Source organism: Streptomyces sp. NPDC045287 (assembly GCF_056432325.1).
Window position 1 is genome coordinate 128,138 of sequence record NZ_JBWKJG010000006.1, and the last position, 25,228, is coordinate 153,365.

General features: G+C 73.5%; 25 protein-coding genes and 1 tRNA gene. 18 read left to right on the forward strand and 8 right to left on the reverse strand.

Annotation, left to right across the window (positions count from 1 at the left end):
- Positions 1-20 precede the first annotated feature (20 nt).
- Positions 21-893 carry a class I SAM-dependent methyltransferase gene (locus tag AC07D6_RS12570; protein WP_479043726.1) on the forward strand — a complete coding sequence of 291 codons (873 nt, stop codon included), beginning with the start codon at positions 21-23 and terminating at the stop codon, positions 891-893.
- A gap of 139 nt (positions 894-1,032) precedes the next feature.
- Entirely contained in the window at positions 1,033-2,772 is a 1,740-nt protein-coding gene (locus AC07D6_RS12575) for an FG-GAP-like repeat-containing protein (RefSeq protein ID WP_479043728.1), read from the forward strand.
- A 343-nt stretch (positions 2,773-3,115) separates the two neighbouring features.
- Here AC07D6_RS12575 and AC07D6_RS12580 read toward each other — a convergent pair whose 3' ends face one another.
- Positions 3,116-3,445, reverse strand: coding sequence for a putative quinol monooxygenase (locus AC07D6_RS12580; protein WP_315881089.1), 330 nt, complete (start codon positions 3,443-3,445; stop codon positions 3,116-3,118).
- A gap of 59 nt (positions 3,446-3,504) precedes the next feature.
- Between AC07D6_RS12580 and AC07D6_RS12585 the strand changes: the two genes are divergently transcribed.
- The 8 genes from AC07D6_RS12585 (at position 3,505) to AC07D6_RS12620 (ending at position 7,289) form a co-directional block, all read left to right on the forward strand.
- Positions 3,505-3,864 (forward strand): MerR family transcriptional regulator, encoded by a 360-nt coding sequence (locus tag AC07D6_RS12585; RefSeq protein WP_315881090.1) that lies wholly within the window; start codon positions 3,505-3,507, stop codon positions 3,862-3,864.
- Positions 3,865-4,374: 510 nt separating this feature from the next.
- Entirely contained in the window at positions 4,375-4,584 is a 210-nt protein-coding gene (locus AC07D6_RS12590) for a hypothetical protein (protein WP_479043732.1), read from the forward strand.
- Complete coding sequence (locus tag AC07D6_RS12595) at positions 4,568-5,089, forward strand: DUF6879 family protein (RefSeq protein ID WP_479043735.1); 522 nt, start codon at positions 4,568-4,570, stop codon at positions 5,087-5,089. The genes AC07D6_RS12590 and AC07D6_RS12595 overlap by 17 nt, the downstream gene beginning before the upstream one ends.
- Positions 5,079-5,912: a helix-turn-helix domain-containing protein gene (locus AC07D6_RS12600; RefSeq protein ID WP_479043739.1), complete on the forward strand. Its 834-nt coding sequence runs from the start codon at positions 5,079-5,081 to the stop codon at positions 5,910-5,912. The genes AC07D6_RS12595 and AC07D6_RS12600 overlap by 11 nt, the downstream gene beginning before the upstream one ends.
- 61 nt (positions 5,913-5,973) lie before the next feature.
- On the forward strand, positions 5,974-6,288 hold the full coding sequence (locus AC07D6_RS12605) for a hypothetical protein (protein ID WP_479043742.1): 315 nt from the start codon (positions 5,974-5,976) through the stop codon (positions 6,286-6,288).
- Positions 6,289-6,325: 37 nt separating this feature from the next.
- A complete protein-coding gene (locus AC07D6_RS12610; protein WP_479043744.1) occupies positions 6,326-6,556 on the forward strand; it encodes a DUF397 domain-containing protein in 231 nt (76 codons plus the stop codon).
- Positions 6,557-6,642: 86 nt separating this feature from the next.
- Entirely contained in the window at positions 6,643-7,113 is a 471-nt protein-coding gene (locus AC07D6_RS12615; RefSeq protein ID WP_479043746.1) for a hypothetical protein, read from the forward strand.
- 38 nt (positions 7,114-7,151) lie between these two features.
- On the forward strand, positions 7,152-7,289 hold the full coding sequence (locus AC07D6_RS12620) for a hypothetical protein (protein ID WP_479043748.1): 138 nt from the start codon (positions 7,152-7,154) through the stop codon (positions 7,287-7,289).
- Positions 7,290-7,365: 76 nt separating this feature from the next.
- On the opposite strand, the gene AC07D6_RS12625 is transcribed toward AC07D6_RS12620, so the two are convergent.
- Both AC07D6_RS12625 and AC07D6_RS12630 read right to left on the reverse strand, forming a co-directional pair.
- A tRNA-Leu gene (locus AC07D6_RS12625) sits at positions 7,366-7,453 on the reverse strand.
- A gap of 143 nt (positions 7,454-7,596) precedes the next feature.
- Entirely contained in the window at positions 7,597-8,541 is a 945-nt protein-coding gene (locus tag AC07D6_RS12630) for a beta-ketoacyl-ACP synthase III (protein WP_315881091.1), read from the reverse strand.
- Between the two features lie 212 nt (positions 8,542-8,753).
- Here AC07D6_RS12630 and fdhD point away from each other — a divergent pair, with 212 nt between their 5' ends.
- Positions 8,754-9,608 carry a formate dehydrogenase accessory sulfurtransferase FdhD gene (gene fdhD, locus AC07D6_RS12635; protein ID WP_479043752.1) on the forward strand — a complete coding sequence of 285 codons (855 nt, stop codon included), beginning with the start codon at positions 8,754-8,756 and terminating at the stop codon, positions 9,606-9,608.
- A gap of 41 nt (positions 9,609-9,649) precedes the next feature.
- Here fdhD and AC07D6_RS12640 read toward each other — a convergent pair whose 3' ends face one another.
- The gene (locus tag AC07D6_RS12640) at positions 9,650-10,054 is read right to left on the reverse strand and encodes a (2Fe-2S) ferredoxin domain-containing protein (protein WP_315881093.1); all 405 of its coding nucleotides are present in this window, start codon (positions 10,052-10,054) and stop codon (positions 9,650-9,652) included.
- A gap of 793 nt (positions 10,055-10,847) precedes the next feature.
- Here AC07D6_RS12640 and AC07D6_RS12645 point away from each other — a divergent pair.
- Entirely contained in the window at positions 10,848-12,671 is a 1,824-nt protein-coding gene (locus AC07D6_RS12645; protein ID WP_479043755.1) for an AMP-dependent synthetase/ligase, read from the forward strand.
- A gap of 446 nt (positions 12,672-13,117) precedes the next feature.
- Here AC07D6_RS12645 and AC07D6_RS12650 read toward each other — a convergent pair whose 3' ends face one another.
- Entirely contained in the window at positions 13,118-13,972 is an 855-nt protein-coding gene (locus AC07D6_RS12650; protein WP_479043757.1) for a class I SAM-dependent methyltransferase, read from the reverse strand.
- Positions 13,973-14,362: 390 nt separating this feature from the next.
- Positions 14,363-14,668: a 4a-hydroxytetrahydrobiopterin dehydratase gene (locus AC07D6_RS12655; protein ID WP_479043759.1), complete on the reverse strand. Its 306-nt coding sequence runs from the start codon at positions 14,666-14,668 to the stop codon at positions 14,363-14,365.
- Positions 14,669-14,779: 111 nt separating this feature from the next.
- Between AC07D6_RS12655 and AC07D6_RS12660 the strand changes: the two genes are divergently transcribed.
- The gene (locus AC07D6_RS12660) at positions 14,780-15,598 is read left to right on the forward strand and encodes a helix-turn-helix domain-containing protein (RefSeq protein ID WP_479043762.1); all 819 of its coding nucleotides are present in this window, start codon (positions 14,780-14,782) and stop codon (positions 15,596-15,598) included.
- A 4-nt stretch (positions 15,599-15,602) separates the two neighbouring features.
- Here AC07D6_RS12660 and AC07D6_RS12665 read toward each other — a convergent pair whose 3' ends face one another.
- A complete protein-coding gene (locus tag AC07D6_RS12665; protein WP_315881098.1) occupies positions 15,603-16,025 on the reverse strand; it encodes a hypothetical protein in 423 nt (140 codons plus the stop codon).
- Positions 16,026-16,945: 920 nt separating this feature from the next.
- Here AC07D6_RS12665 and AC07D6_RS12670 point away from each other — a divergent pair.
- The 5 genes from AC07D6_RS12670 to AC07D6_RS12690 all read left to right on the forward strand — a co-directional run bounded on the left by AC07D6_RS12670 (position 16,946) and on the right by AC07D6_RS12690 (position 23,744).
- Positions 16,946-17,152 carry a hypothetical protein gene (locus tag AC07D6_RS12670; RefSeq protein ID WP_479043765.1) on the forward strand — a complete coding sequence of 69 codons (207 nt, stop codon included), beginning with the start codon at positions 16,946-16,948 and terminating at the stop codon, positions 17,150-17,152.
- A gap of 180 nt (positions 17,153-17,332) precedes the next feature.
- Positions 17,333-20,029 (forward strand): NACHT domain-containing protein, encoded by a 2,697-nt coding sequence (locus tag AC07D6_RS12675; RefSeq protein WP_479043767.1) that lies wholly within the window; start codon positions 17,333-17,335, stop codon positions 20,027-20,029.
- Positions 20,030-20,416: 387 nt separating this feature from the next.
- Complete coding sequence (gene tdh, locus AC07D6_RS12680) at positions 20,417-21,445, forward strand: L-threonine 3-dehydrogenase (RefSeq protein ID WP_315877735.1); 1,029 nt, start codon at positions 20,417-20,419, stop codon at positions 21,443-21,445.
- Between the two features lie 148 nt (positions 21,446-21,593).
- Positions 21,594-22,787 (forward strand): glycine C-acetyltransferase, encoded by a 1,194-nt coding sequence (locus tag AC07D6_RS12685; RefSeq protein WP_479043769.1) that lies wholly within the window; start codon positions 21,594-21,596, stop codon positions 22,785-22,787.
- Positions 22,788-22,820: 33 nt separating this feature from the next.
- Positions 22,821-23,744, forward strand: coding sequence for a LysR family transcriptional regulator (locus AC07D6_RS12690; RefSeq protein WP_479043772.1), 924 nt, complete (start codon positions 22,821-22,823; stop codon positions 23,742-23,744).
- Between the two features lie 33 nt (positions 23,745-23,777).
- Here the strand turns inward: AC07D6_RS12690 and AC07D6_RS12695 are convergent, their stop codons facing one another.
- On the reverse strand, positions 23,778-25,214 hold the full coding sequence (locus AC07D6_RS12695; RefSeq protein WP_315877738.1) for an amino acid permease: 1,437 nt from the start codon (positions 25,212-25,214) through the stop codon (positions 23,778-23,780).
- Positions 25,215-25,228 lie beyond the last annotated feature (14 nt).

The following is a 25,228-nucleotide window of genomic DNA, read 5'->3' on the forward strand; positions in this document are numbered from 1 at the left end:
GCCGCGGGTACGGTACGCGCATGACGGACGACGACACGGCGGAGGACCGGTACGGGCCCGTCCCGCCGGCGGTGCGCACGGTGTACGGGCCGGGCGACCTCGGTTCCGTACCCGCGTTCCGGGGCGGCTTCATCAACTTCGGCTGCTGGGACGGGATCCCCCTGGACGGTCCCCTCACGGCGGAGGACCGGGAGCGCAGCGAGCGACAGTTGTACCGGCGGGTGCTGGACGCGCTGGGCGGTGGCGGGCGGCGGGGACCGGACGGCGACGGGCGGGGCCGCGCGGTGGAGGTGGGGTGCGGCCTGGGCGTCGGTTGCGCGCTCGCGCTGCGGGAGTACCCGTACGAGTCGGTGACCGGCGTGGACGTCCACCCCGACCAGGTGGACCGCGCCCGCCGCGCCAACGCGGCCCTGCTCACGGCGGTGCCGGAGCGGTTGCGCCTCGTGCGCGGCGCCGCCGAGCGGCTGCCGTGCGGGGCCGGCGAGTTCGACCACCTGTACTCGGTGGAGGCCGCCCAGCACTTCCGCGACGTGGGCGCCTTCGCGCGGGAGTGCGCCCGCGTGCTGCGTCCCGGCGGCCGTACGGCGGTGGCGTCGTTCTTCGTACCCGGTGACGAGGAACGGCCCGGCGCGGCACGCGCACTCGCCGAGCGCCTGGACAGCTTCGCGTCCGGACTGGACGTGGCGCGCCCGCTGGGGGCGCTGACCGGTGCGCTGGCGGCGGCGGGGCTGGTGGACGTGCGGGCGGAGTCGATCGGCGAGTCCGTCTGGCCGGGCCTCGACCGGTACCTGGAGGAGATCGGGCCGCCGGCGGCCTGGCCCCGCAACTTCCTCGGCGCGTACCGGGACGGGCTCCTCGACTACTACCTGGTCACGGCGGCACGCCCGACCTGACCCCGCGGTGCGGCACCCCCGGCGGGAACGGCGGCGCACCGCCCGGGGCGGCGGACGCACGAGCGGCGCCTGGCATACGATCACATGATCATTCGCCGGCGTCTGCCCGTGGCACCGGACGCCCGACAGGAAGAAGCCCATGGGAAGAACCAGACGCACCGCACGGCCGGCCCGGGCCGTGGCCTCCTTCCTGGCGGCGGCGCTGACCGCGCTGTCCGCCACCGCCCTCGGGACCGGCCCCGCGCGAGCGGCCGAAGTCCGCCCGTCAGTGCCGGAGTTGACCGTCGTCTCGTGGAACATCTGCGGCGAGGCGGGCGGCACGCGCGGCCAGGACGGGTACTGCCCGTACCGCAACGAACCCGAGAAGAAGATCGAGCAGGTCGCGCAACTGGTCGACGAGCACCGGGCCGACGTGGTGATGCTGCAGGAGGTCTGCGGAGGCGCGGCCGGCAGCCACATGGACCTGCTCCAGCAGCGGTTGGGCCCCGCGTGGTCGCTCCGGCACGCCGTGGGCGCGCGGCCCGACGGGCGGACCGACTGCCGGGGCACGCTCACCGGCCAGTTGGGCGTGCTGCTGGCGGTCAGGGGCACGGTGACCGCGACCCACTCGGAGAACACGCTGCCGCCCCACCCCGACGGCACGGACCTGCAGACCCTGCCGGCCCTGTGCGTGTCGGTGGCGGGCTGGACCACGACGCCCTGCACCACCCACGTCATCCCCGACCAGGAGGAACGCGCCGGGCAGCAGATCCGGAACGTCAAGGCGTTCGTCGACCGGCTCGCGCCGCACGACGCCGTGCTGGGCGGCGACTTCAACCGCAACGCCGGTGCGGCCGTCATGCAGCCGCTGACCGGTACGGCGGAGCGGTGCATCGACGCCTCCACGTACCACCGCTGGGACCGCGAGACCCAGCAGCACGCGTTCCACAAGCTGGACCACTTCTTCACGACCCGGCCGTCGTACGGCACCCGCTTCGCGTCGTGCGCCGTCGACACCGGCCGGATGGACCAGACGATCAACGAGCCGGACAGCGGGGAGCCGAACGGCTACTCCGACCACGCCCCGATCATCGGCACGCTCCGCGGCGCGCCGGTCCCCGGCGACATGACCGGTGACGGCAGGCCGGACCTGGTCGCCGTCGACGTCGAGGGCCGGCTGCGGCTGTACGCCGGCAACGGGACCGGCGGCCTCACGAGCGGCCACACCGAGATCGGCGCCCGCGGCTGGCTGACCGCCTCGGTCACGCACCGGGGCGACTTCACCGGCGACGGCTACGAGGACGTCGTCGCCCGCGTGGGCACCGAGCTGCGCGTGTACCCCAACCGCGGTGACGGCACCATCGCCACGCCGACCGTGGTCGGCACGGGGCTGCCCGCGGACGCGCGGTTCGTCGCGGTCGGGGACTCGACGGGCGACGGGCATCCGGACCTGGTGGCCGTGTACGGGGACAAGCTGTGGCTCTACGCGGGCGACCCGGCGGCCAGGCCGGGCCTGCGGGCGCCGGTCGAGATCGGCAGCCGCGGCTGGAACGCCATGACCGTGACCGCCCCGGGCGACGCCGACCGCGACGGACGGCCCGACCTGCTGGTCCGCGACACCGGCACGGGCGACCTCTGGCTCTACCGCGGTCAGGCGGCCGGCGGCTTCGGCGCCCGCACCGCGTACGGCCACCACTACGGCACCACCAACCGCCCGCTGCTGGCCGGCGCGGCCGACGCGAACGCCGACGGCACCGCCGACCTGTGGGCCACCACCGACGAGGGCTCGGGAACCCTGCTGTTCTACGCGGGCGCCACGAACTCCTCCGGCAACCCGTCGGACGGCCCCCGCACCACGGTGGGCACCGGCGGCTGGAACTCCATCGTCCTCATCGGCTGACGATCGAAGCCCCAGCGCTCCGATGGCGTACCGCCACCCGGCCGTCCACTCACCGCGTCCCTGCGCACGGCCGGCCGTCGGCCCGTAGCCGTTGCCGCCGGCACACGGTGGCGCGTACGGGCGGAGTGGCGGTACGTCGGCGCGCGGCCACCGGGCTGGGCGCCCCGGTGGGCGCTCCAGCGGGATCCGTCCCGCTGTCCGCGTGACAGCGGAACCGTCAGCGGCCTGCGGCGCCTTCCCGGAGCTCGCTCCTGCGGGTCCGATGCACAAGGGGTCCCGCGTGCCCGTGGGGTCCCGGTCCTGTCCCACCCGGCCCGCTGCCCGGGGCTGTCGTGGACCGCCCTCACTCGGGAACTGGTTCGGCCTCGGCATACGGACTGATCATGGTGTCGAAGTAGCCGTCCGGGGCCTCCTCCAGGAAGGTCGGCAGGTTTTCCAGGAAGGCGCGCAGCGGGGGCGTCGCGTTGTGCCGGTCCAGGTCTTCCTGGGAACGCCAGATCTCGTACAGGAAGAAGCGGCCGTCCTCGTGTTCGTGGAGGTGGTACTGCAGGTTGCCGGGCTCTTTCCGGGTGGGGGCCACGAAGGAGGAGAGGATGCGCCGCACCTCGTCCCTGCGCTCCGGCCTGGGGCGGAGGAATCCGTAGAGGGCTATGGGACGGTCTGTGTTCGTCATGCCTGCCACGCTAAGATCTCACACCGATGTGAGGTTCAAGGGGTTGTGAGGAGCGCCACATGAAGATCGGCGAGCTCGCCGCCGCGACGGGCACTTCCGTCCGGCTGCTGCGCTACTACGAGGAGCAGGGCCTCCTGGAGTCGTACCGCCTCGACAGCGGCCACCGCCGCTACGACGACAGCGCCCCCGACGTGGTCCGCCGCATTCGCTCGCTCCTGGACGCCGGCCTGCCGACCCGGGTCATCCGGGACCTGCTGCCGTGCGTTCGCCAGGACGGCACGGTCGCCGGATGCAAGTTGGAGACCCTCCAAGAACACCTCCAGGGCCTGAACGACCGGATCTCCGCACTGTCGGAAGCCCGCACTTCCCTGACCGAGCTCATCTCCGCCACCCGCGCCCACGAGCTGGCCCTCTCGTAGGGCCGTCAACGCTACGGCGCGCCCGCGACGGCGTCCGGCCTCTCGCTGCGGCACGCAGGCGGCGAGGGCCCGACGGCATGCGCCGATCGGCGTGGACCGGTGAGCACACGACACCGGGGCCAGCCTCCGACGCGTCGCGAAACCGGCCGGAGAAACAGAAAGACCCCAGGTGAACTGGGGTCTCTGCTGGTGTCCGAGGGGGGACTTGAACTCTCCACTCGGGCACCAGCACTTTAGCTACCTGACCTGCGGGAACATGTCCAACACGCCGCAGACTTGACGGCCCGTGTCGGTCATGCGTTCCCCCTGTTCCGGGCCGTTTCGGACCGCTGTTGGTCATGCGTTGGTCACGTGACCAACCAGGGGTGAGGCGGCTTCCGTGACCTACCCGCCCATGATCATCTACCCGACAACGCGAATATTGGCGATGCCGCATAGACGGCCGTACCGGCGTCGTCCTAGCGTCCTCTCAGCAGCAGGGACGCACCCTGCGCGGAAGGGTAGGCCGCCATGGCTCGTGAGGAACTGACCCGCTTAACGGGCAAGGTTGACGGCCCCGAGTGCAACCAGAACGACTGCCCCAACCTGTACCGGACTGAACGCGGCTCCATCATCGTCCAGGGTGACGTGTCCGACGTCTTCACGCCGCCCAGCGGTGAGGGCCTGGTGGAGATTCCCGAGCACGTTCTCAGGGAGGCATTCCGTGCTCTTGGATGGTGAAGCGTGGGCAGCCAAGTTCCGCGACTTCCAGAGCGAGGCATGGCGGCTGGAGACCTTGCCCGCCTACAACGTCCCGCAGGAAGCGGAGGAGATCCGGGCCTTTAAGGCCGGGGAACGCATCGACCCTCAGACGCACTCGAATGAGTACACCGAGGATCTAAAGCGGGTACGGCGCGAAGGTAAGAGCAAAGGGCGGGTGCATATCGTGACGCGCCCGCTGTCGGACTATCTCCGCTATGAGTTCATGTACTACCTGCCACACGCGTGGGCCGGTGAGGACATTCGAATTATGGATGTCACCGACCGGCCAAACCCTTTGGCCGGCGTCCAAGACTTCTGGATGTTCGACCGGCAAGAGGTCGTCCTCATGAACTATGAGCCGGACGGAACACAGATCAGCCGGGAAGTATTCGAGGGCAACGTAAGCCTCTACGTGGAATACCAGCGAATCGCATTGGCCGAGTCAGTGCCCTTCGAGGAGTACGTGAAGGGCCTTGACGTTTGAACCGCAAGAGCTGGGTCAGTCGAAAGCTGACCTGGCGGAGACACTGAAGTCACTACGCAAGCGAGCCGGACGCACTCAGGTCTGGCTCGCTAAGCGTACGAACATGTCTCAGACAAAGATCAGCAACATTGAGGGCGGGAAGCTAACCCCGTCCCTTGTCGACGTTGAGCTAGTCCTTAGAGCGCTGGAAGCTCCGGCCGACATAGTGGCGCGGATGTCTGCTCTTGCGCGCACAGCTAACACCGAGTGGCAAGACGTGTGGGCGCAGCGCCGCACGGGCCTGGAGAAGAAGCAGAACGAGCTAGCAGGCTTCGAGCAGTCATCGACCGAGTTCCGGTACTTCCTACTGTCCATGGTCACGGGCCTACTGGCCACACCCGAATACGTGAGGGCGAGCCTTGCCGCCGTCCCTGGCGACCACAGCAAAGCCATCGGGAAGAAGCTCGAACGGCAGGCTGTCCTGCACGACACGTCGAAACGCTTCACGTTCATTCTGACCGAGCAGGCCGCTAGGTGGCCTTACCTTCCTGCGTCAGCAATGGCTATGCAGATTGACCGACTCGCATCCGTCAGTCTCCTACCGAACGTGCACCTGGGCGTAATTCCCCTGGGTGGGCACATGCCGAATGCTCCACTCAACACATTCATGGTCTACGACTCTCGGATAGCGACCGTGGAGACTTCCACCGGGGCAATGGTGTTCCGCGACCATCGCGACGTCTCGGCGTACCTGAATGAGTTCGCCGTCTACGAGGGATACGCCGTCTTCGGCGAGGAAGCCAGAGAACGACTGTCCGAATGGGCTCGCTGCTTCCGCTCATGATCTTTACCCGACAACGCGAATAAGTCTAGAGGTCCCTCGCCTGCGGTCCGAGGATGTACCCATGCCGACCAGACCGAAGAACCAGGGCCAGAAGGCCCCGCAGGGTTGGCGGACGGACCCCATGCCGAGCCGTCAGGCGTACCGGGATGGTGAGGGGAACATTCGCGTGCCCATGTGGTTGACGAAGAACGATCGGCACATGGCAGACACGGAAATGGTCCTGCTCCCGTCTGAGGCCGCTTTGCTGGCTGACAATCTGGCCAAGGCGCTGTGCGAGAACTCCCGGTCGATGCTGCACGAGCTGTTTCGGGAGAGCGCAACGGCCCTTGCCCCGGGTGTCGTGTACGTGTCGAAGCCGGATCAGTACCAGTTCTGAGCCTGCCCCGTTACTGACCTCACAGGAAGGCACATCCATGCCCGGAACCGACCTGTACAGCCTGCCCATCGACGACGCCAAGTTCCTGAAGGCGTGCAGGGGCAACACACATCCCGATGGCGAATCTTGCGCCACGCTGGCGAAGATCGGCCCCGACGCGTGGGCGTTGGGCGACAGCAAGCGGCCCGGTGCGGAGCCGTTGCGCTTCACCACCGAGGAACTGGACGCGGCCGGTATCGACCCGGCCCGCTTCGGCCTGTCTGCCTGACGGGCATTCCTGGCGCCCTCGGCCTTGCCTCTCGGAGGCAGGGCCGGTGGGCGCTCCTCTTCTTCCTGCACTGAACGGGACGACAGTTGCACCACCACGGCTACCTGTGGACCGGCCCCAAGCAACGGTTCGATGACGAGGCACGGAGGCGGCCTCCGCATCCTGATCCTCCTCCGGCCGATAAGCCGGAGCTGATCGCGCGGTACAAGGAGGTGAAGACGGAGTTCCCGACCGTGGACCTACCGCCGCTGGAAACGGCGCACTGGCTGGTCAAGCCCGCGAAGTTGGTGCGCGGCACCTGGGAGGAGCCGAAGGAAGCGGCGGAATGGCTTGGGCAACGACTGGCGGAATACGCGCCCCGGTTCGCCTCCGAGTTGGACCGCGACAGTACGCGGCTGGCGCTACTGGTGCACTGCGCTGCCGAACGGTTGGGTTGGGGTGGAGACGTGTCCCACGGCTTCTACCTGGAGAGGCCCGCGTTTCTGTCCGCAGCTCTGGTGACGTGCTCCCCGAACCGTGTCGCACCGGACCTTGCCTGCCCGACCGTCCACACCTGATGAGGGGAGCACACCACGATGCCCTGTTCGATCCTGCGGTGTACGAAGCACCGGACAACGTCCGGCACCACTCGCCGGGCTACACCATGGCCCGCTACGGCCACAGCAGGAAGAACGGAGTCCGGAAGCTCGCCGCCTCCGGAGCCAACAGGCTCGGCCTGTCATCCCTGGTCTGACCTGGGAACTCTCTGGGCTGTTGGTCACGCCGCAGCCGGAGAAACAGAAAAACCCCAGATCAACTGGGGTCTCTGCTGGTGTCCGAGGGGGGACTTGAACCCCCACGCCCGATAAAGGGCACTAGCACCTCAAGCTAGCGCGTCTGCCATTCCGCCACCCGGACAAGGTGTCTGTCGCTCCGGGGTGTTCCCCGCGGCGACATGGATAACTCTACCAGGGGTTCGACGTGCCCTTCACCCTCATATCCCGTGGTCAGGCGGGGTGTCCGGGGCGCTGCGGAGGCGTTACGCAGCGTGAAGGGTGGTCTTACGGGGTGCGGACCACCTGGCCCGCGTACGACAGGTTGCCGCCGAAGCCGAAGAGGAGGGCCGGGGAGCCGGAGGGGATGTCGCCGCGGGCCACGAGCTTCGACAGGGCCATCGGGATGGACGCGGCCGACGTGTTGCCGGATTCCGTGACGTCGCGGGCGACGACCGCGTTGACCGCGCCGATGCGCTGGGCGACGGGTTCGATGATGCGGAGGTTCGCCTGGTGGAGGACGACCGCCGCCAGGTCCTGCGGGGTGACGCCGGCGCGCTCGCAGACGCGGCGGGCGATGGGCGGGAGCTGGGTGGTGGCCCAGCGGTAGACGGTCTGGCCCTCCTGGGCGAAGCGGGGCGGGGTGCCCTCGATGCGGACCGCGTGGCCCATCTCGGGGACGGAGCCCCACACGACCGGGCTGATGCCGGGGACGCCGTCCGGAGCGGCCTCCACGACCGCCGCGCCGGCGCCGTCACCGACCAGGACGCAGGTCGTGCGGTCCGTCCAGTCGGTGACCTCGGTCATCTTGTCCGCGCCGATGACCAGGGCGCGCCGCGCCGAGCCCGCCCGTACGGCGTGGTCGGCGGTGGCCAGGGCGTGGGTGAAGCCGGCGCACACGACGTTCAGGTCCATCGTGGCCGGGGAGGCCATGCCGAGGCGGGCGGCGACGCGGGCGGCGGTGTTCGGGGAGCGGTCGATCGCGGTGGACGTGGCGACGAGGACCAGGTCGATGTCCGCGGGCGCCAGGCCGGCGGAGGCGAGGGCCTTCGCGGCGGCGTGGGCGGCCATCTCGTCGACCGGCTCGTCCGGTCCGGCGACGTGGCGGGTGCGGATGCCGACGCGGCTGCGGATCCACTCGTCGTCGGTGTCGACCAGCGCGGCCAGGTCGTCGTTGGTGAGCACCTTGGCGGGCTGGTGATGCCCGAGCGCGGCGATACGAGTGCCCGTCATGCCCGGGACCCCCTCGGCTGGATGGTTGGTGATGACCAGGAGCCCCCAGTCTGGTCAGCGACCCACCGGTAACCCGTCGCGTGATCCCACAGCATTCGCGCCCGCCACTTGGAGGGTCCGCCACATCGCCGCCGGCCGGCCCACCGGGCGCGCCGTGGACGACAATGGTCTTCGGAAGCGGTACGGCCACCACGGCGAGGGGACGGGGAGACATGGGACGGGTCACGGAGCGGCGGCGCGTCATCCGGGTCCGGGACGGGGCCGTGTCCGCCCGGCCCGACACGCTCGTCGCCGAGGAGCCGCTGGAGATACGGCTGAACGGCAAGGCCCTCGCCGTCACCATGCGCACGCCCGGCGACGACTTCGCGCTCGCCGCCGGGTTCCTCGTCAGCGAGGGCGTCCTCGGCGCGGCGGAGGAGGTGCGGAACATCGCGTACTGCGCGGGCGCCCGCGACGACGGCGGCAACACGTACAACGTCGTCGACGTGCGGCTCGCGCCGGGCGTGCCCCTGCCCGACATCACTCTGGAGCGGAACGTCTACACGACCTCCTCGTGCGGACTGTGCGGCAAGGCGAGCCTGGACGCGGTGCGCACCACCACCCGGTTCGCGCCGGCCGACGGCCCGCCGGTGCGGGTCGGGGTGGACGTGCTGGCCGCCCTGCCCGACCGGTTGCGCGCCGCGCAGCAGGTGTTCGAGCGGACCGGCGGGCTGCACGCGGCGGCGCTGTTCTCCGCGTCGGGCGAGCTGCTCGACGTACGGGAGGACGTGGGGCGGCACAACGCCGTCGACAAGGTGGTCGGGCGGGCCCTGCGGGAGGGGCGGCTGCCGCTGGGCGGGACGGTGCTGATGGTGTCGGGGCGGGCGTCGTTCGAGCTGGCGCAGAAGGCCGTGATGGCGGGGGTGCCGGTGCTGGCGGCGGTCTCCGCGCCGTCGTCGCTGGCCGTGGACCTGGCCGCCGAGACCGGGCTGACGCTGGTCGGGTTCCTGCGGGGCGGGTCGATGAACGTGTACGCCGGGGAGCACCGGGTCCTCGGCGCGGACGGCGCCCCGCTGCGGGAGGGGTGAGGGGGCCACCGCCGCCCGGCCCGCGGGCTCCCGCCTCCGTGTCAGCGGGCCCGGCCGCGGGCCTGCGACGGCGGTTCGATCATCTGCAGCGTGAGCGTCGCCGGGGGTTCCGCCAGGCCCGGGCCGCCCGCCTCGACCCAGGCGAGGATGTCGTCCAGGCAGTCGTCGTCCAGTGCCCAGCCGATCCACGCGGCGCGGGCGCCGCGGCGCCGGGCCTCGGTGGAGGGCTGGACGACCACGACGTTGGCCTGGCCGCACGGGCCCAGGCAGTCGCTCGTACGGACGGCCAGCCTCCCGCCGGACGCCGCCGCGGCCTGCCGCAGCCGCTCCAACTGGCCCGCGTGATCGGTACCGGGGTTCTTGCGCGCGTCGCCGCAGCAGCAGCCCCGGCAGACGACGAGCGAACAGGGCCGGGCCGCCCCGGGGCGTATCCACCCGCGCGTCATCGCGCACCGCCCGGGCGGGAGAGGGGACGGGCCGGTCGGGGGCCGTGCGCGGCGGCCGGGGCGGGGATCGCGGGTGCGGGCATGGCCCTCACCGTAGCCGCCGTGATCTTGGCACGTCAGGGCGGGTTCGCGCCGGTCCGCAGCGGGATGGGCACGATCCCGGCGGGGCGGGGGAACGGGCCCGCGTGGCCGGCCGCCGGTACGTCACCGCGCGTGAGGCGGGCCGTGCACGAGGGGGCGTGAAGGGGATCGGTGACCGGGCGGCGGGGACACCGGGCACGGGGACCGGCGGGTCCGGTGCCGCCGTGGTACGGAGGTGCGCTCACGGTGGGGCGGGGGTGGAGCGAGGGTGTCCTCTCGGTGGGGTCGGTGGGGCGGGGACGCGGGAGGCCCGTGGTGCCAGTGGTGCGGGGCGTAGGAGAGTTCGTGGTGCCGGTGGTGCGGGGGCGTGAGGGGCTCGTGGTGCGGGCGGGGGCTCGTGGTGGCGGTGGTTCCGGGCCTGCGGGGCGCTCCGGCCTCCTGCCCCGCCCGGCGGACGGCCGGGGCGTCCCGCCACCGGCGCTTCCCGGCCATCCTCCCCTGTGACCGGCGCGTACAGATTCGGTGGAGATTCCCGCTCCCGTTCCTGACTCTCCGGTCAGTAGTGGGCGGTCCCCCGCCCCCGTGACCACGCGCTCACCGGTCTGACCAGTGACAATGACATTTGTCCGGACTTTATGAAGACCCTCCCGCGCCAACTCTCCGTCCGGTACCGTCACTCTCCGCTGTGCTGAGCGCCACAAGGAGCAGGCCATTGCGCGAGTTGACGGTCCCGCCGCTGGCGGCGGCTCCGCTGGTCGGCGGGCTGGCCGACGTCGTGTTCGACCACGCCGCGAGCGATCCCGACCGGGTCGCCCTGGGCCGGAAGGACGCGTCCGGGGCGTGGGGTGACGTCACGTCGCGGCGGTTCCGGGACGAGGTGCTGGCCCTCGCGAAGGGGCTGCTCGCGCAGGGCGTGCGGTTCGGCGACCGGGTCGCGATCATGTCCCGTACCCGTTACGAGTGGACGCTGTTCGACTTCGCGCTGTGGACCGTGGGCGCGCAGCCCGTGCCGGTGTACCCGACGTCCTCCGCCGACCAGGTGCACTGGATGCTGCACGACGCGGGTGTCAGCGCGTGCGTCGTCGAGCACGAGGACCACGCGATGACGGTCGGTTCGGTCGTGGACCGCCTCCCGCACCTGAAGCGGCTGTGGCAGCTCGACACCGGGGCGGTCGACGAACTCGTCCGGGCGGGGGCGCGGATCGACGACGAGGTGGTGCACCGGCACCGGCGCGCGGTCACCCCGGAGTCCGTCGCCACCGTCATCTACACGTCCGGGACGACCGGGCGCCCCAAGGGGTGCGTGCTGACGCACGGGAACTTCATGTTCGAGACGGACACGCTCCTACGGCGCTGGGAGCCGGTGTTCCGCTCCCGCCCCGGCGAGAAGGCGTCGACGCTGCTGTTCCTGCCGCTCGCCCACGTCTTCGGCCGCATGGTGGAGATCGCGGCGGTGCGGGGCCGGGTGAAGCTGGGCCACCAGCCGCTGCTGTCGGCGGGCGCGCTGCTGCCCGACCTGGCGGCGTTCCGGCCGACGTTCGTGCTCGCGGTGCCGTACGTCTTCGAGAAGGTCTTCGACGCGGCGCGGCGGCGCGCGGAGGCCGAGGGGAGGAGCGGTGTCTTCGACCGGGCGGTCGAGGTGGCCGTGCGCTACGCGGAGGCGCAGGAGGACCGGGACTTCGGCCTGGGCCCGGGCCCTTCGGCGGCGCTGCGGGTGCGGCACCAGTTCTTCGAGAAGGCCGTGTACGGGAAGGTGCGCGAGGCGTTCGGCGGGCGCGTCCGGCACGCCATGTCGGGCGGCTCGGCGATGGACCGGCGGATGGGCCTGTTCTTCGCGGGCGCGGGCGTGACCGTGTACGAGGGGTACGGGCTGACGGAGACGTCGTCGGCGGCGACCGCCAACCCGCCGGAGCGGACCAGGTACGGCACGGTCGGGCGGCCCGTTCCGGGCACGTCGGTGCGGATCGCGGAGGACGGGGAGGTGTGGTTGCGCGGCCCGCACGTCTTCTGCGGGTACCTCAACGACCCGGCCGCCGGCGAGGCGGTGCTGCGCGACGGGTGGCTCGCCACCGGGGACCTGGGGGCGCTCGACGAGGACGGCTACCTGACCATCACCGGGCGGAAGAAGGAGATCCTGGTGACGACCAGCGGCAAGAGCGTCGCGCCGCTCGCCCTGGAGGACCGCGTGCGGTCCCATCCGCTGGTCGCGCAGTGCGTCGTGGTCGGCAACGACCGGCCGTACATCGCGGCGCTGGTCACCCTCGACCAGGAGGCGGTCGACCACTGGCTCGCGATGCAGGGCCGGGGACCGCTGCGGTCGGCCGAACTCGTCCGCGACCCGGCGCTGGAGAAGGAGATCCGCCGCGCGGTCGTCGCCGCCAACACGCTCGTGTCGCACGCCGAGTCGATCCGCACCTTCCGCATCCTGGCGCACCCGTTCAGCGAGGAGCACGGCCTGCTGACCCCGTCGCTGAAGCTGAAGCGGCGCGCGATCGAGACGGTGTACGCGGCGGAGATCGAGGCGCTGTACCGCTGACGCCGGACGCGGCACGGCGGCCGGGCGCGGCACCCGGGCGCGGTCCCGCCGCGCCGCGCCCGCCCGGTCACGGCCGGTCGGGCACCCCGCCGGGCGGCGGACGCACCGCGGGCGGACGGCCCGGCGGTCGGCACGGTCCGCACGGCTCCGGGCGGGACACCGGAGACGGGGACGGCAGCGACGGCGAGAAAGGGGCCGTACGCGACGGTCGGCCCGTGCGTGGTGGCGGCCCGCCGCCCGTGGGCGGCCGGGGCGGACGGCAGGCCCGCCTCGTCCGCCCCGTACGGCTCCCGGGCGCCGATGCCGCCGTGCACGGCCTCCGGCCCGATCCCTCTCCAGCAGGGCGGCAGCAGGTCGGCGGGGGTCGCGGGCCCGTCCGTCACGCGGCTCGTCCCGCCGGACGGGCCCGGGCGGACGGCGGCGGGGGCCGCCCGGGCGGGCGTCCGTCAGGAGGCGCGGCGGGCGGTGTGCACCGTGCGGGCCGTGAGGAGGTACACGTCGGGGCGCCGGTGGAGGCCCGCGGGGTCCTCCGGGTCGAGGAGCCGGCCCAGGGCGGCCCGGTCCTCGTCGGAGAGCCGGTCGTCGAGGCCGGTGCGGGTGCGGGTGAACACCGTGACGATGTGCTCGCGCACGGCGGCCGGCACGGGCGCGGGGATGTCCAGCAGGAAGGTGCGCGTCCCGGTCGGGACGAGCCCGGCGGCGGCGAGCAGCGCCGACCAGTCCTCCGTCTCCTCGCGGCTGCCGGGCAGCGCGGCCCGCATCTCGCTGAACCAGTCGGCGGACACGGCCTCGATGCGGGCCTCCAGGCCGGGGCGGCCGACGCCGATGTCGCGGGGCAGGTGCCGCGGCGGCAGTCCGCCCTCCACCAGGGCGATCACCCCGCCCGGGCGCAGGCGGCGGGCGAGGCCCTCCAGGGCGCCCCGCTGGTCACCGATGTGGTGGACGGACTCCCCCGCCCAGACGAGGTCCGCCTCGCCCAACTCGTCCATGTCGGCGGGTAGTTCGGCCAGTCGTGTGGTGACCCGGCCGCCCAGTCCGGCGGTGCGCTCCCGGGCGCGCTCCAGCAGTTCGGGCGTCGCGTCGACGGCGACGACCTCCGCGTACGGGAACGCCTCGGCGAGGAGGCCGGACAGCACGCCGGGGCCGCTGCCGACGTCGAGGATCCGCCGGGCGGCGCCCACCGGCAACAGGTCGGTGAGCCAGGACGCGGCCTGCCGGTACAGCGGGGTGCGCAACTCGGCGCCGCGCTCCAGCAGCGGCAGCATCGCGTTCCAGTCCATGTGCGTGTGGTCGTGAGTCATGGGGACAGCGTGCGCGTCGCCGGCGCCCGCCGCGAGAAACCGTGCCGGTCCGGCAACGTCGAGGCGTACGCGGAGCGGCATCCCCGCGGGCCGCCGCCCGGGCGGGCCCGCACGCGGCACCGAGCGCGGCGCCGAGCGGGGAGGCGCCGTCGTGTCCCCGCCCGGCGCGCGGTCCGCCCCGCCCTCTGGCCGGTCGCCGCACGGGGCGGGCCCGCGACGCCGCGAGGGCCGCGTCCGCGCCGGGACCCGTGGCGCGGCGGCCCCCGCACGGCCGGTCGCGCCTCCGGGAAGTGGCGCGGAGGCTCCCGTACGGCCGATCGCCCCACCGGGAACGGCACCCGGCCGCACGACCCATCGCCCACCGGGAACGGCACCCGGCCGTACGGGGTGTCAGGAGGCGCCGTGTGCCGAGGCGATCGCGTCGACCCGTGACGCCAGTTCGAAGTCCCGGTCCGTGACGGCGCCGCCCGCGTCGTGGGTGTTCACCGCCAGGGCGACCGTGTCGTAGCCGAGGGTCAGGTCGGAGTGGTGGTTCAGCTCGTCCTGCACGCGGGCGACGTGGACGACCATCGCGGCCGCCGCGAAGTGCGTGGCGAGGCAGTACGTACGGGCGAGGCGGTCGCCGGCGAGGGACCAGCCGGGCAGTTCGCGCAGCCGGTCCTCGATCTCCTTCTGCGACAGCGGTTCGGTGGGCATGTCCCGTGCTCCTTCCGGTTCGTGCCGGTGACGGCGGCGACGTTCCCGACCTTACGGTCCCGGCACCCGCCGCCCGTGGTCAACACGACCGGCTGGGCTACCGTCTGCGGTATGACAACTGTCGCGACGGTCACGGGTGTGGGGGCTCTGCTGCGGGAGTGGAGGGAGCGGCGGCGGCTGAGCCAACTGGAACTGGCATTGCGCGCCGACTCGTCGGCCCGGCACATCTCGTTCGTCGAGACGGGCCGGTCGCGGCCGAGCGAGGAGATGGTCCTGCGCCTCGCCGAGCACCTGGACGTGCCCGTGCGGGAGCGCAACGCCCTGCTGCTGGCGGCCGGTTACGCGCCGAAGTACACCGAATCGGCGCTGGACGGCCCGGAACTGGGCCCGCTGCGCGAGGGCATCGACCGGCTGCTGTCGGGGTACGACCCGTACCCGGCGGTCGTCGTGGACGGGTCGTACGCGGTGCTGGCGGCGAACCGGGGGGCGGGGCTGCTGCTGGACGGGCTGCCCGGGCACCTGCTGGAGCAGCCCAACGCGATGCGGATCACCCTGCACCCGGAGGGCCTGGCGCCGAGGATCCACAACCTGCGGGAGTGGCGCGGGCACCTGCTGGCCCAGATGGAGCGGCAGATCGCCCTCGAACGGTCCGAGCGGCTGCGGAGGCTGTACGAGGAGGTCGCCGCGTACCCGGTGGCCGCCGGCCCCGGTGACGCGGCGGCCGGTGACCGGGAGGATCCGGAGCCGTACCCGTACTTCGCGCTGCCGCTGCGGATCGAGGTGGCCGGGCGGGTGCTGTCGTTCGTGTCGTCGATCTCGACGTTCAACACGCCGATGGACGTGACGGTCGCCGAGTTGGCCATCGAGACGTTCCTCCCGGCCGACGCGGAGACCGCCGCGTTCCTCCGCTCCCTGCCGCTGCCCGGCTGACGGGTCAGCGGCCCGTGCCGCGGGCGCGCAGGGACGTCCACTGCAGTGCGGCGAACCCGGCGACGGTCACGGCCTGCGCCGGGATCCACACGGCTCCGGCGGTGCTGGGCTCCAGCCAGGCGACGAGCGCGACGACGCTGAGCACGGCCCACAGCGCGTTGGCGTCGACGACCGCCGTGACGGCCGCGGTGGACGGCCGCCGCCGGGAGGCGACCCCGGCGACGGCGGCGGCGTACACGACGAGGAAGGCGCCCAGGGCGAGCAGCAGCGTGGCGTCGACGCCGAACAGCCGCCCGAGCGGCCCCGGCGCGGCGACGTAGGCGAGGCCGTTCGCCCCGGTGACGACCGCGTCGAGGGCGAGGAAGCGGCGCAGCATGACCTGCGGCTCGGTGGTGCGGGAAAGGCCGGCGAGCAGGGCCTGGGACATGGCGGATCACCCTCCATCGAGGTTCGTACGGGGTCACGGGCGGTGCGGGGACCGGACGTCGGGCGGGGTGCTCCCCGGCGTCGGGGCCCCGGCCCGGTGTCCGGTGCGACCCACCCTGCCGGGCGGGACGCGCCCGGTCGATTACCCCGGGGGTAATGACGGCGGCACCTCGGGGCGGGGAGGGAGGGAGCGGTACCTCGGGGTGGGCGCGCGGTACTTCGGGGGTGGGGACGCGGTGCCTCGGGGGTGGGGGCAGCGGGCCGCGGCCGGCGCGTTCAGGTGCGCCGCGGGATCGCCGGGGTCGGCGGGGACGGCGGGGTCGGCGGGGCCGGTGGGGTCGGTGGATCGCTCCTCCGCGCCGGGCCGCACGCGGCGCCGGGTCGGCGAGGGGTGCCTCGCGGCGGCGGTCGGCGTGCCGGGCGCGGCCGTTCGGGGTACGCCCCCCGGCCCTCGGTGCCGTCCGCCGCCGCACGCGCGACATTGCGCCGCGTCCGGCTGGGGCGCATGCTGGACGCAGGGGGCAGGAGCGACCGGAAGCGAAGGTCAGGGGGCGTCGGGACCGCTTCTGGCTCCGCTGTCGTCGCGACCTCCGTCCTCGGCGGCGTCGCAGCCCGCGGAAATGGTGATAGCAGCGAAAACACCCCGCCGAAAGCGCCGCCCAGTACTCCCGTGCGGTTTCGCGCCCCACCCGGCAGGTTCGCCGGCGGACCGTCGCCGGTGGGGGCCGGGGCGGGCCGCGGCCCGGTGACGTCCGCGGTGGCGCGGCACGGGCCTCGCCCGGTGCCGCCGGTGCCCTGCCGCCGGGCGGCCGCGGGACCGCCCACGGCGGTCCCACCTCCCTTCAGTTGCTGAACAGGTGACACACCATGGGTACGGAAACCTTCTCGATCGAAATATGCGGTACCCCTCTGGATCTGCCGATGGAGGAGCGGAAGGAGTGGAGCATCCGCGACGTCCTCGGCCTGGCGCCGGAGAGGGGTGGTTACGAGCGGCGCTGTCCTGGCGCCAGTTGCACCATCCTCGTCCCCGAGGGTGCCATGATCACTGTTCCGTCCGACGACCCGCTGGACATCACGTTGGTCCCGCCGGAGGAGGCCGAGCGGCGCCGGGGAGCCGGCGGGGTCTAGCCGTCGGTCCGGACGGGACATGCTCCGCGCCGCGGTGGCGGCACGGCGCGCGGAACGTGCCGCGCGCCGGGCCCCCGGGCGGGCGCTTCGCCGGGCGGCCGGGCGGCCCGGCCCCGTGCCCCGCCCGGCGGCCCGGCGCTTTTGCCCTTCCGCTGTGGAAGCCGACAGAAGGCCCCCGCTGTGAAAGTCGACAGAAGGTGGTGGCCCTGGCTGGTCGGAGCGACCGGCGTGGCGGTGTTCTCGGTGCTGGTCGCCGTCCTGGTCCGGGCCGGCGGCGAGACCGCGGTCGCGGCCCTGAGCGTCCTGATCTCGGCGACGGCCGGGGTGCTCGGCTGGTCCCGCCACCGGGCGCGGCCCGTGGCGCCGGCCAGTCAGGCCGAACTGGACCAGGCCGCTGAGGCGCTCGCCGCCATGGTGCGCCGCCAGTGGACCGAGGAGGCGGCGGCCCGGGGGCTCCTCGACCCCCACCCGCTGGCCGTCCGCTGGCGCAGCGACCAGACGGAGACGGGCGACCACCTGCGTCTGGTGGGGCGCGCGGTGTCCGGCCGCAGCGACGACGTGCCCGGGTTCGCCGCCTCCTTCCGGGCACTCCCCCGCCACCGGCTGATCCTCCTCGGGGAGCCCGGCGCGGGGAAGACCACCCTGGCCGTCCTGCTGGTCCGGGAACTCCTGCGGGACGCCCCGCCCGGCGAGCCGGTGCCCGTGCTCCTGGACCTGGCTCCGTGGAACCCCCGGAAGGAGTCGCTCGGCGACTGGATGGCGCGCCGCATCCACGAGGACTACCCGGCCCTGCGCAACTACGAGACCTACGGCCGGGACGCCGCCCGCAAACTGGTCTCCGAAGGACGCGTCCTGCCCGTCCTGGACGGCTTCGACGAACTGCCGGCCGAACTCCGGCCCCGCGCCCTGGCCGCCGTCAACCGCGCGGTCGCCGTCCACGAACCGCTGGTCCTCGCCTCCCGGACGGACGAGTACCGGGCGGCCGTCGAGGCGGGCGACGTCGTCACGGCGGCCGCCGCCGTGGTCGCCCTGCCCGTGAAGGCCGAGGACGTGGTGGCGTACCTCCAGAGCGTGGTCGCTCCGCGCCGGGCCGCCGCCTGGCGGCCGGTGACCGAGGAGATCACCCGGAACCCCGACGGCCCCCTGGCCCGGGCCCTTTCGCTGCCCCTGAACGTCTGGTTGGCCCGGACCGTGTACTCCGCGCCGGACTCCGACCCCGCCGAACTGCTCCGCCACACCGACGCGGAGAGCGTCCGGCGCCACCTGCTGGACAGCCTCGTCCCCGCGGTCTTCGCCGGCGAGCCCGCCCCCGCGGACCCGTCGGGCACCCATGTGCGCCGCACCGCCGCGAACCGCTGGCGCGCCGACGACGCGGAGCTGTCCCTGGGCTTCCTCGCCCGGCACCTCCAACGGCAGGGCACGGACGACATCGCCTGGTGGGAGCTGCACCGGGCCCTGCCCCCGAACCCGGTCGGCCCCCTGTCCGGCCCCGTCGCGGGCGCTGCCGTCGGGCTGGGCGCGGGCTGCATGGCGGGGGACTACTTCCACTGGGCGCTGCCGCCGCTCAGCCGGTTCCTGTGCTTCCTGGTGGTGACGCTCGCCACGGCGGTCGCCTCCGCCACGGTGCTCCGGCTCGCCTTCGTCGGACGGGGCACCGGCCGCGCGGACCGGCACGGGAGGGGGCCCCTCGCGGAGGTGGCCCGCCGCACCGGGATCTGGTGTGCCGTACTCCTCCCGCTCGCTCCGGCGGTCGGGGCCGTGATCGAGTACTGGGCCCGGACGGCGGCGTCGACCGGCATCCACTACGAGGTCGGCGTGGCCGCCCACACCTGGCTGAGGGCGGCCCTCTGGTGGCTCGCGGCCATGTCGGCGCTGACCGTCGGGGTGCTCGGTTGCGCGTTGGTCCGGCGGCGGATGCCGCCGCGGCCGGGCCGGCGGTGGGGGCGGCGCGTCCCGTTGGGGAAGATCGCCGCCTTCACCGTGCTGTTCTGGGTGGGTGCCGAAACGGCCAGCCAGCTCTGCTTCCTCTCCACCCGGCAGGAGACCGGGCGGCCACTGCTGGACCTCGCGCTGCTCGACCCGGGGGCGGACCTGCGCTTCGCCAACCAGCGGGCGGTCTTCCGCGCCGCCCTGTTCCTCCTGATCGCCGGGATCATGGCCTTCCTGGGCCTGGGCGGTAGCACCGACCGCCCGAGCCGGCTGTCCTTCCGCGCCCCGGTCTCCAGCCTGCTGCGCCCGCTGCCCGCGTGTGTCGGCGGAGGGCTGGCGAGCGGTGTGGCCCTGGTCGTGGTCCTGGGCCTGGCGGTGGCGCCCTGGGCGGCCGGGGTGCCGCTGTGGGCACGTCTCGCGGCCTCCGGGCTCATGGGCGCGTTCTTCGGCGTCCTGTTCGGGCTGGGCCTGGTCGTGCTGCGCTGGGCGCGGCTGCCGACCGACCTCGAACAGGAGACCCCGCAGTCGACCCTGCGCGGCGAGCACGTGGTGGCCAACGCCGTCCTGGTGTTCGCGATGGTCCCGCCCCTGCTCAAGTGGGCGGTCACCGCCTGGTGGGACCTGGCGACCAGTCCGCACCTCTGGCTGCAGGCGTTCGGGGCCTGGCTGCAGACCCTGGAGGCGAACCTGGCCGTGGGGCTCGCCGCCGGGCTGCTGGCCCTGTCGAACAGCGCCTACTTCCGGTACCGGGAGGCCGGTCTGAGGCTCTCCCGGATCAGTCGGCTGCCGCGCCGCCCGCTGGCCTTCCTGGAGGACGCCCGCCTGCTGCACGTCCTGCGCCAGGTGGGGCCCGTCTACCAGTTCGTGCACGCCGACTTCAGGGAACGGATCGCCACCGTCGACAGCCGGTCGGGCGGCGGCGCGGAGCTCGAAACCGCGCCGTCCTGACCCCGGGGCCCCACGGGCCCGGACCCGGACCGCGCCCCCGCCGTCGCGCGGCCCGGCGGCCGGTGCCGAACCGCGTGCGCCGGCGGGCGCGCACGGCGCCGGAGCCCGGGCGCGGGGGCGGGGCACCGCCTCCGGGGCGGAGGGGCCGGCGGTGGCCGCCCCCGGCGGGCCCCCGTTCGGCCCCGTCCGCGTGGCGGGGCCGAACGGGGGCGGCTTCCAGGGCCCCGGAAGCCGCCGCGGGCCGGCCTGGAGCGGGGGTGTCACCCGGTCGGCGGGGCGCGTGAAGCTGGACTGTGGGCCCGCTTAAGAAAACCTCGATGGACGCGGCCGTCCGCGATCGGCAGATTGGTCGCGTCCACCCCCTCTTCCCCGCCTGGAGTCGCCGCGATGAAGGCCCTCGTCAAGCAGAAGGCCGAGCCCGGCCTGTGGCTGATGGACGTCCCCGAGCCCGAGACGGGCCCCGGCGACGTGCTGATCAGAGTGCTGCGCACCGGTATCTGCGGCACCGACCTGCACATCCGCTCCTGGGACGGCTGGGCGCAACAGGCCGTGTCGACGCCGCTGGTCCTCGGGCACGAGTTCGTCGGCGAGGTCGCCGCGGTCGGCTCCGACGTACGGGACGTCGAGGTCGGCGACCTGGTGAGCGGCGAGGGCCACCTCGTGTGCGGCAAGTGCCGCAACTGCCTGGCGGGTCGGCGGCACCTGTGCCGTGCCACGGTCGGGCTGGGCGTCGGGCGGGACGGGGCGTTCGCCGAGTACGTGGCGCTGCCCGCGTCCAACGTGTGGGTGCACCGCACGGAGGTGGACCCCGACATCGCGGCGATCTTCGACCCGTTCGGCAACGCGGTGCACACGGCGCTGTCGTTCCCGCTCGTCGGCGAGGACGTGCTGATCACGGGGGCCGGGCCGATCGGCATCATGGCGGCGGCCGTGGCCCGGCACGCCGGTGCGCGCAACGTGGTGATCACCGATGTGAGCGAGCCCCGGCTGGAGCTGGCCCGCCAGGTCGGCGCGACCCTCGCGGTGAACGTCGCGCGGACCGGCATCGCGGACGCGCAGAGGCAGTTGGGGCTGCGGGAGGGCTTCGACATCGGCCTGGAGATGTCCGGCCGCCCCGAGGCGATGCGCGACATGGTCGCCAACATGACCCACGGCGGGCGCATCGCGATGCTCGGCCTGCCCGCGGAGGAGTTCCCGGTCGACTGGTCGAAGATCGTGACGTCGATGATCACGATCAAGGGCATCTACGGCCGGGAGATGTTCGAGACGTGGTACGCGATGACCGTGCTGCTGGAGGGCGGCCTCGACCTGAGCCCGGTGATCACCGGCAAGTACGCGTACAAGGACTTCGACGCCGCGTTCGACGAGGCCGCGACCGCGCGCAGCGGCAAGATCATCCTCGACTGGACCGCGTAGGCGGCGCCCGGCCCGGCTCCGGGCGCCGGGAGCCCGGCAGAGGCCGGCCGGGCCCGGCGCCGCCTCTGCCGGGCCCGCGCCCTCCCCGCGCGTCCACCGCGCCCCTCCACCCCACTCGCCCCCGTACCGATCCCTAGGAGCACCCCTCATGTTCGTGTCCGTGCGTGACGAACTGCGCGCCACCCTCGACGAGATCCGGGACGCCGGGCTGTACAAGCCCGAGCGGGTCATCGGCACCCCGCAGTCCGCGTCCGTCGCCGTCACGGCGGGCGGCGCGCCCGGTGACGTGCTGAACTTCTGCGCCAACAACTACCTGGGTCTGGCCGACCACCCCGAGGTCGTCGCGGCGGCCAAGGACGCCCTGGACCGGTGGGGTTACGGCATGGCGTCCGTGCGGTTCATCTGTGGCACGCAGGAGATCCACAAGGAGCTGGAGCGGAGGCTGTCGGCGTTCCTCGGGCAGGAGGACACGATCCTGTACTCCTCCTGCTTCGACGCGAACGGCGGTGTCTTCGAGACGCTCCTCGGCCCCGAGGACGCGGTGATCTCCGACGCCCTGAACCACGCGTCGATCATCGACGGCATCCGCCTGTCGAAGGCCGCCCGCTACCGGTACGCCAACCGCGACATGGACGAGCTGGAGGCCCGGCTGAAGGAGGCGGCGGGTGCCCGGCGCCGGCTGATCGTCACGGACGGCGTGTTCTCGATGGACGGCTACGTGGCGCCGCTGCGGGAGATCTGCGACCTCGCCGACCGGTACGACGCGATGGTCATGGTCGACGACTCGCACGCCGTCGGGTTCGTCGGCGCGGGCGGCCGGGGCACGCCGGAGCTGCACGGCGTGATGGACCGCGTGGACATCGTCACCGGCACCCTCGGCAAGGCGCTGGGCGGCGCGTCCGGCGGCTACGTGGCGGCGCGCGCCGAGATCGTGGAGCTGCTGCGGCAGCGGTCCCGCCCGTACCTGTTCTCCAACTCGCTCGCCCCGGTGATCGCCGCCGCGTCGCTGAAGGTCCTCGACCTGCTGGAGTCGGCGGGCGACCTGCGGGAGCGGCTCGACGCGAACACGAAGCTGTTCCGCACGCGGATGGCCGAGGAGGGCTTCGAGGTCCTGCCCGGCGACCACGCGATCGCGCCCGTGATGATCGGGGACGCGGCGGAGGCGGCGCGGATGGCGGAGCTGCTGCTGGAGCGCGGCGTGTACGTGATCGGGTTCTCGTACCCGGTCGTGCCGATGGGTCAGGCCCGGATCCGGGTGCAGTTGTCGGCGGCGCACTCCACGGCGGACGTGGAGCGCGCGGTGGCGGCGTTCGTGGACGCGCGGGCGGCGATGGGCGCGTGACGCCGCTTCCGGCGGCCGGGTGACAATGGCGGGGTGATCGACCCCCGCCGGCTGCGCATACTGCGGGCGGCGGCGGACCACCGCACGGTGACCGCCGCCGCCGCAGCGCTGTACCTGACGCCGTCCGCCGTCTCCCAGCAGCTCGCCGCGCTGGAGCAGGAGACCGGGCACACCCTGCTGACCCGCAGCGGCCGGGGCGTACGGCTCACGCCGGCCGGGGAGATCCTGCTGGAGCACGCCAACGAGGTGCTGGCGCAGTTGGAGCGCGCCGAGGCGGAGCTCGCGGCGTACGCGGACGGGACGGCGGGCGAGGTGTCGGTCGCGGCGTTCGCGACGGGCATCGCGGAGGTGCTGGCCCCGGCGATCGGGCGGCTGGCCGAGTGGCACCCGGGGATCCGGCTGCGGGTGCGGGACGCGGAGGGCGACGAGTCGCTGCCGCTCGTCCTGGACGGCGAGGCCGACCTGGCGCTGGCCGTGGAGTACCGGGGCGCGCCGCGCGAGGGCGACCGGCGGCTGGCGCGGGTGCCGCTGTACGCGGAGCCGTTCGACGCGGTGCTGCGGGCGGGGCACCCGCTGGCGCGGGGGCCGGAGGTGGCGCTGGCGGCGCTCGCGGAGAGCGACTGGATCGGCCAGTCCCCCGGCAACCCGTGCCACGACATGGTGCTGCTCGCCTGCGAGCTGGCGGGGTTCGAGCCGCGGCTGGTGCACGTGTCGGACGACTTCCGCGCGGTCGTGGCGCTCGCGGGGGCGGGGGCGGGGGTGGCGCTCGTGCCGCGCTCGGCGCTGCGCGGCATCGAGTTGAAGGACGTGGTGGTCCGGCCGGTGGCGGGCCCCGCGGCGTTCCGCCGGGTCTTCGCCGCGGTGCGGCGGGGCGCCGAGGGGCATCCGCTGATCCGGCCGGTCCTGGACGCGCTGGCGCGGTCCGCGGCGGGCCTGTCGGCGCCCGGCTCCGCCTGACCCCGCACCGGCGGCGCCGGTGCGCCGGGCGCGTCAGGCGGCGTCGCGGGGCTCGCGGTCCTCGTGGACCCCGCGGTCCCTGCGGGCCGACATCCACGCGTACACGAGGACCCCGGCGAAGAGGAACAGCACGCCCTGGTAGACGGCGGCGTACCCGGACCCGGCGACCAGCCACAGGGAGAAGCCGAACGCGAGCGCGGAGAGGACGCCGTCGCGGACGAGCCGGGAGCCCCGCACCCGGTCGCGCCGCCCGGAGAGCAGGAAGTAGATCTGCGCGGCCGTGGACAGCAGGTACGGGACGGTCGCCGTGAACGTGGTGACGAGGACCAGCGTCTCGAAGACGCCGTCGGAGCCGGCCGTGTAGTTGTAGACGGTCAGCAGGGACGCGAGGACGACCGTGACGAGGACGCCGAAGGTCGGGACGCCCCGCCTGCGGCGGGTGAAGGCGCGCGGGAACAGCCCGTCGCGGGCGGCGGCGTACGGGGTCTGGGCGCTCAGCAGGGTCCAGCCGTTGAGGGCGCCGACCACCGACACGACGGCCATGCAGGCGACGGCCGTACCGCCCCAGGTGCCGCCGAACATGGCGTCGACGGCGTCGGAGAACGGCGCGGAGGAGTCGACGAGCCGGTCGTGGGCGACGGTGCCGAACACGGCGACCGTGCCGAGCAGGTACAGGGCGGCGGCGCCGAGGGTGCCGAGGACGGTGGCGCGGCCGACGTTGCGCCGCGGGTCGCGGACCTCGCCGGCGCTGACGGCGGCCGACTCGACGCCGAGGTAGCTGAACAGCAGGATCGCCGCGGACGCGGAGACCGCGCCGAACGCACCGGAGTCGCTGCCCTGGAAGGGGCCCAGGTTGTCCGCGTCGAAGAAGAACAGCCCGCCCACGGCGACGAGCAGCAGCGGGACGAACTTCAGGACGGTGGCGACCACCTGGACGGCGCCGACGTACCGGGTGCCGGCCAGGTTGGCGAGGGCGGGCAGCCACTGCACGAGGAGCGCGGCGGCGATCGTCGCGGGGACCGAGCCGTGCAGCGGCAGCAGCACGTCCAGGTAGCCGACGGCGGCGACGGCGAGGGCGGCGTTGGAGACCCAGGCGGTGATCCAGTACGACCAGGCCGACAGGAACCCGGCGAAGTCGCCGAACGCCTCGCGGGCGTACACGTACGGGCCGCCGGTGCGCGGGTGCCGCTCCGCGAGCCGCCCGAAGACCAGGGCGAGGGCGAGGGCGCCGGCGGTGAGGACGGCGAACGCGACGAGGCTGATCGTGCCGTACGGCGCCACGGACGCGGGCAGCAGGAAGATGCCGCCGCCGATGATGTTGCCCATGACCAGGGCGGTGGCGACGGGGAGGCCGAACCGCCGCGCGCGCCCGCCGCCGTCCGCTCCCTCGCCCTTCCGCGCGCCGGAGGAACCGGAGGGAGGGGTCGGGTGGGTGTCGTGCCCGGTGTCCGGGGTGATGACCGTGGCCATGGGGTGGTGCGCCT

What these genes read in the sequence shown, in the direction of transcription:
- AC07D6_RS12670 (WP_479043765.1), top strand. Translation starts at nt 16,946, where the DNA reads ATGGAGGAGCGGAAGGAGTGGAGCATCCGCGACGTCCTCGGCCTGGCG.
- AC07D6_RS12655 (WP_479043759.1), bottom strand. Translation starts at nt 14,668, where the DNA reads ATGCCCACCGAACCGCTGTCGCAGAAGGAGATCGAGGACCGGCTGCGC.
- AC07D6_RS12650 (WP_479043757.1), bottom strand. Translation starts at nt 13,972, where the DNA reads ATGACTCACGACCACACGCACATGGACTGGAACGCGATGCTGCCGCTG.
- fdhD (WP_479043752.1), top strand. Translation starts at nt 8,754, where the DNA reads ATGGGACGGGTCACGGAGCGGCGGCGCGTCATCCGGGTCCGGGACGGG.
- tdh (WP_315877735.1), top strand. Translation starts at nt 20,417, where the DNA reads ATGAAGGCCCTCGTCAAGCAGAAGGCCGAGCCCGGCCTGTGGCTGATG.
- AC07D6_RS12570 (WP_479043726.1), top strand. Translation starts at nt 21, where the DNA reads ATGACGGACGACGACACGGCGGAGGACCGGTACGGGCCCGTCCCGCCG.
- AC07D6_RS12665 (WP_315881098.1), bottom strand. Translation starts at nt 16,025, where the DNA reads ATGTCCCAGGCCCTGCTCGCCGGCCTTTCCCGCACCACCGAGCCGCAG.
- AC07D6_RS12685 (WP_479043769.1), top strand. Translation starts at nt 21,594, where the DNA reads ATGTTCGTGTCCGTGCGTGACGAACTGCGCGCCACCCTCGACGAGATC.
- AC07D6_RS12605 (WP_479043742.1), top strand. Translation starts at nt 5,974, where the DNA reads ATGCCGACCAGACCGAAGAACCAGGGCCAGAAGGCCCCGCAGGGTTGG.
- AC07D6_RS12590 (WP_479043732.1), top strand. Translation starts at nt 4,375, where the DNA reads ATGGCTCGTGAGGAACTGACCCGCTTAACGGGCAAGGTTGACGGCCCC.
- AC07D6_RS12610 (WP_479043744.1), top strand. Translation starts at nt 6,326, where the DNA reads ATGCCCGGAACCGACCTGTACAGCCTGCCCATCGACGACGCCAAGTTC.
- AC07D6_RS12640 (WP_315881093.1), bottom strand. Translation starts at nt 10,054, where the DNA reads ATGACGCGCGGGTGGATACGCCCCGGGGCGGCCCGGCCCTGTTCGCTC.
- AC07D6_RS12695 (WP_315877738.1), bottom strand. Translation starts at nt 25,214, where the DNA reads ATGGCCACGGTCATCACCCCGGACACCGGGCACGACACCCACCCGACC.
- AC07D6_RS12585 (WP_315881090.1), top strand. Translation starts at nt 3,505, where the DNA reads ATGAAGATCGGCGAGCTCGCCGCCGCGACGGGCACTTCCGTCCGGCTG.
- AC07D6_RS12630 (WP_315881091.1), bottom strand. Translation starts at nt 8,541, where the DNA reads ATGACGGGCACTCGTATCGCCGCGCTCGGGCATCACCAGCCCGCCAAG.
- AC07D6_RS12575 (WP_479043728.1), top strand. Translation starts at nt 1,033, where the DNA reads ATGGGAAGAACCAGACGCACCGCACGGCCGGCCCGGGCCGTGGCCTCC.
- AC07D6_RS12660 (WP_479043762.1), top strand. Translation starts at nt 14,780, where the DNA reads ATGACAACTGTCGCGACGGTCACGGGTGTGGGGGCTCTGCTGCGGGAG.
- AC07D6_RS12580 (WP_315881089.1), bottom strand. Translation starts at nt 3,445, where the DNA reads ATGACGAACACAGACCGTCCCATAGCCCTCTACGGATTCCTCCGCCCC.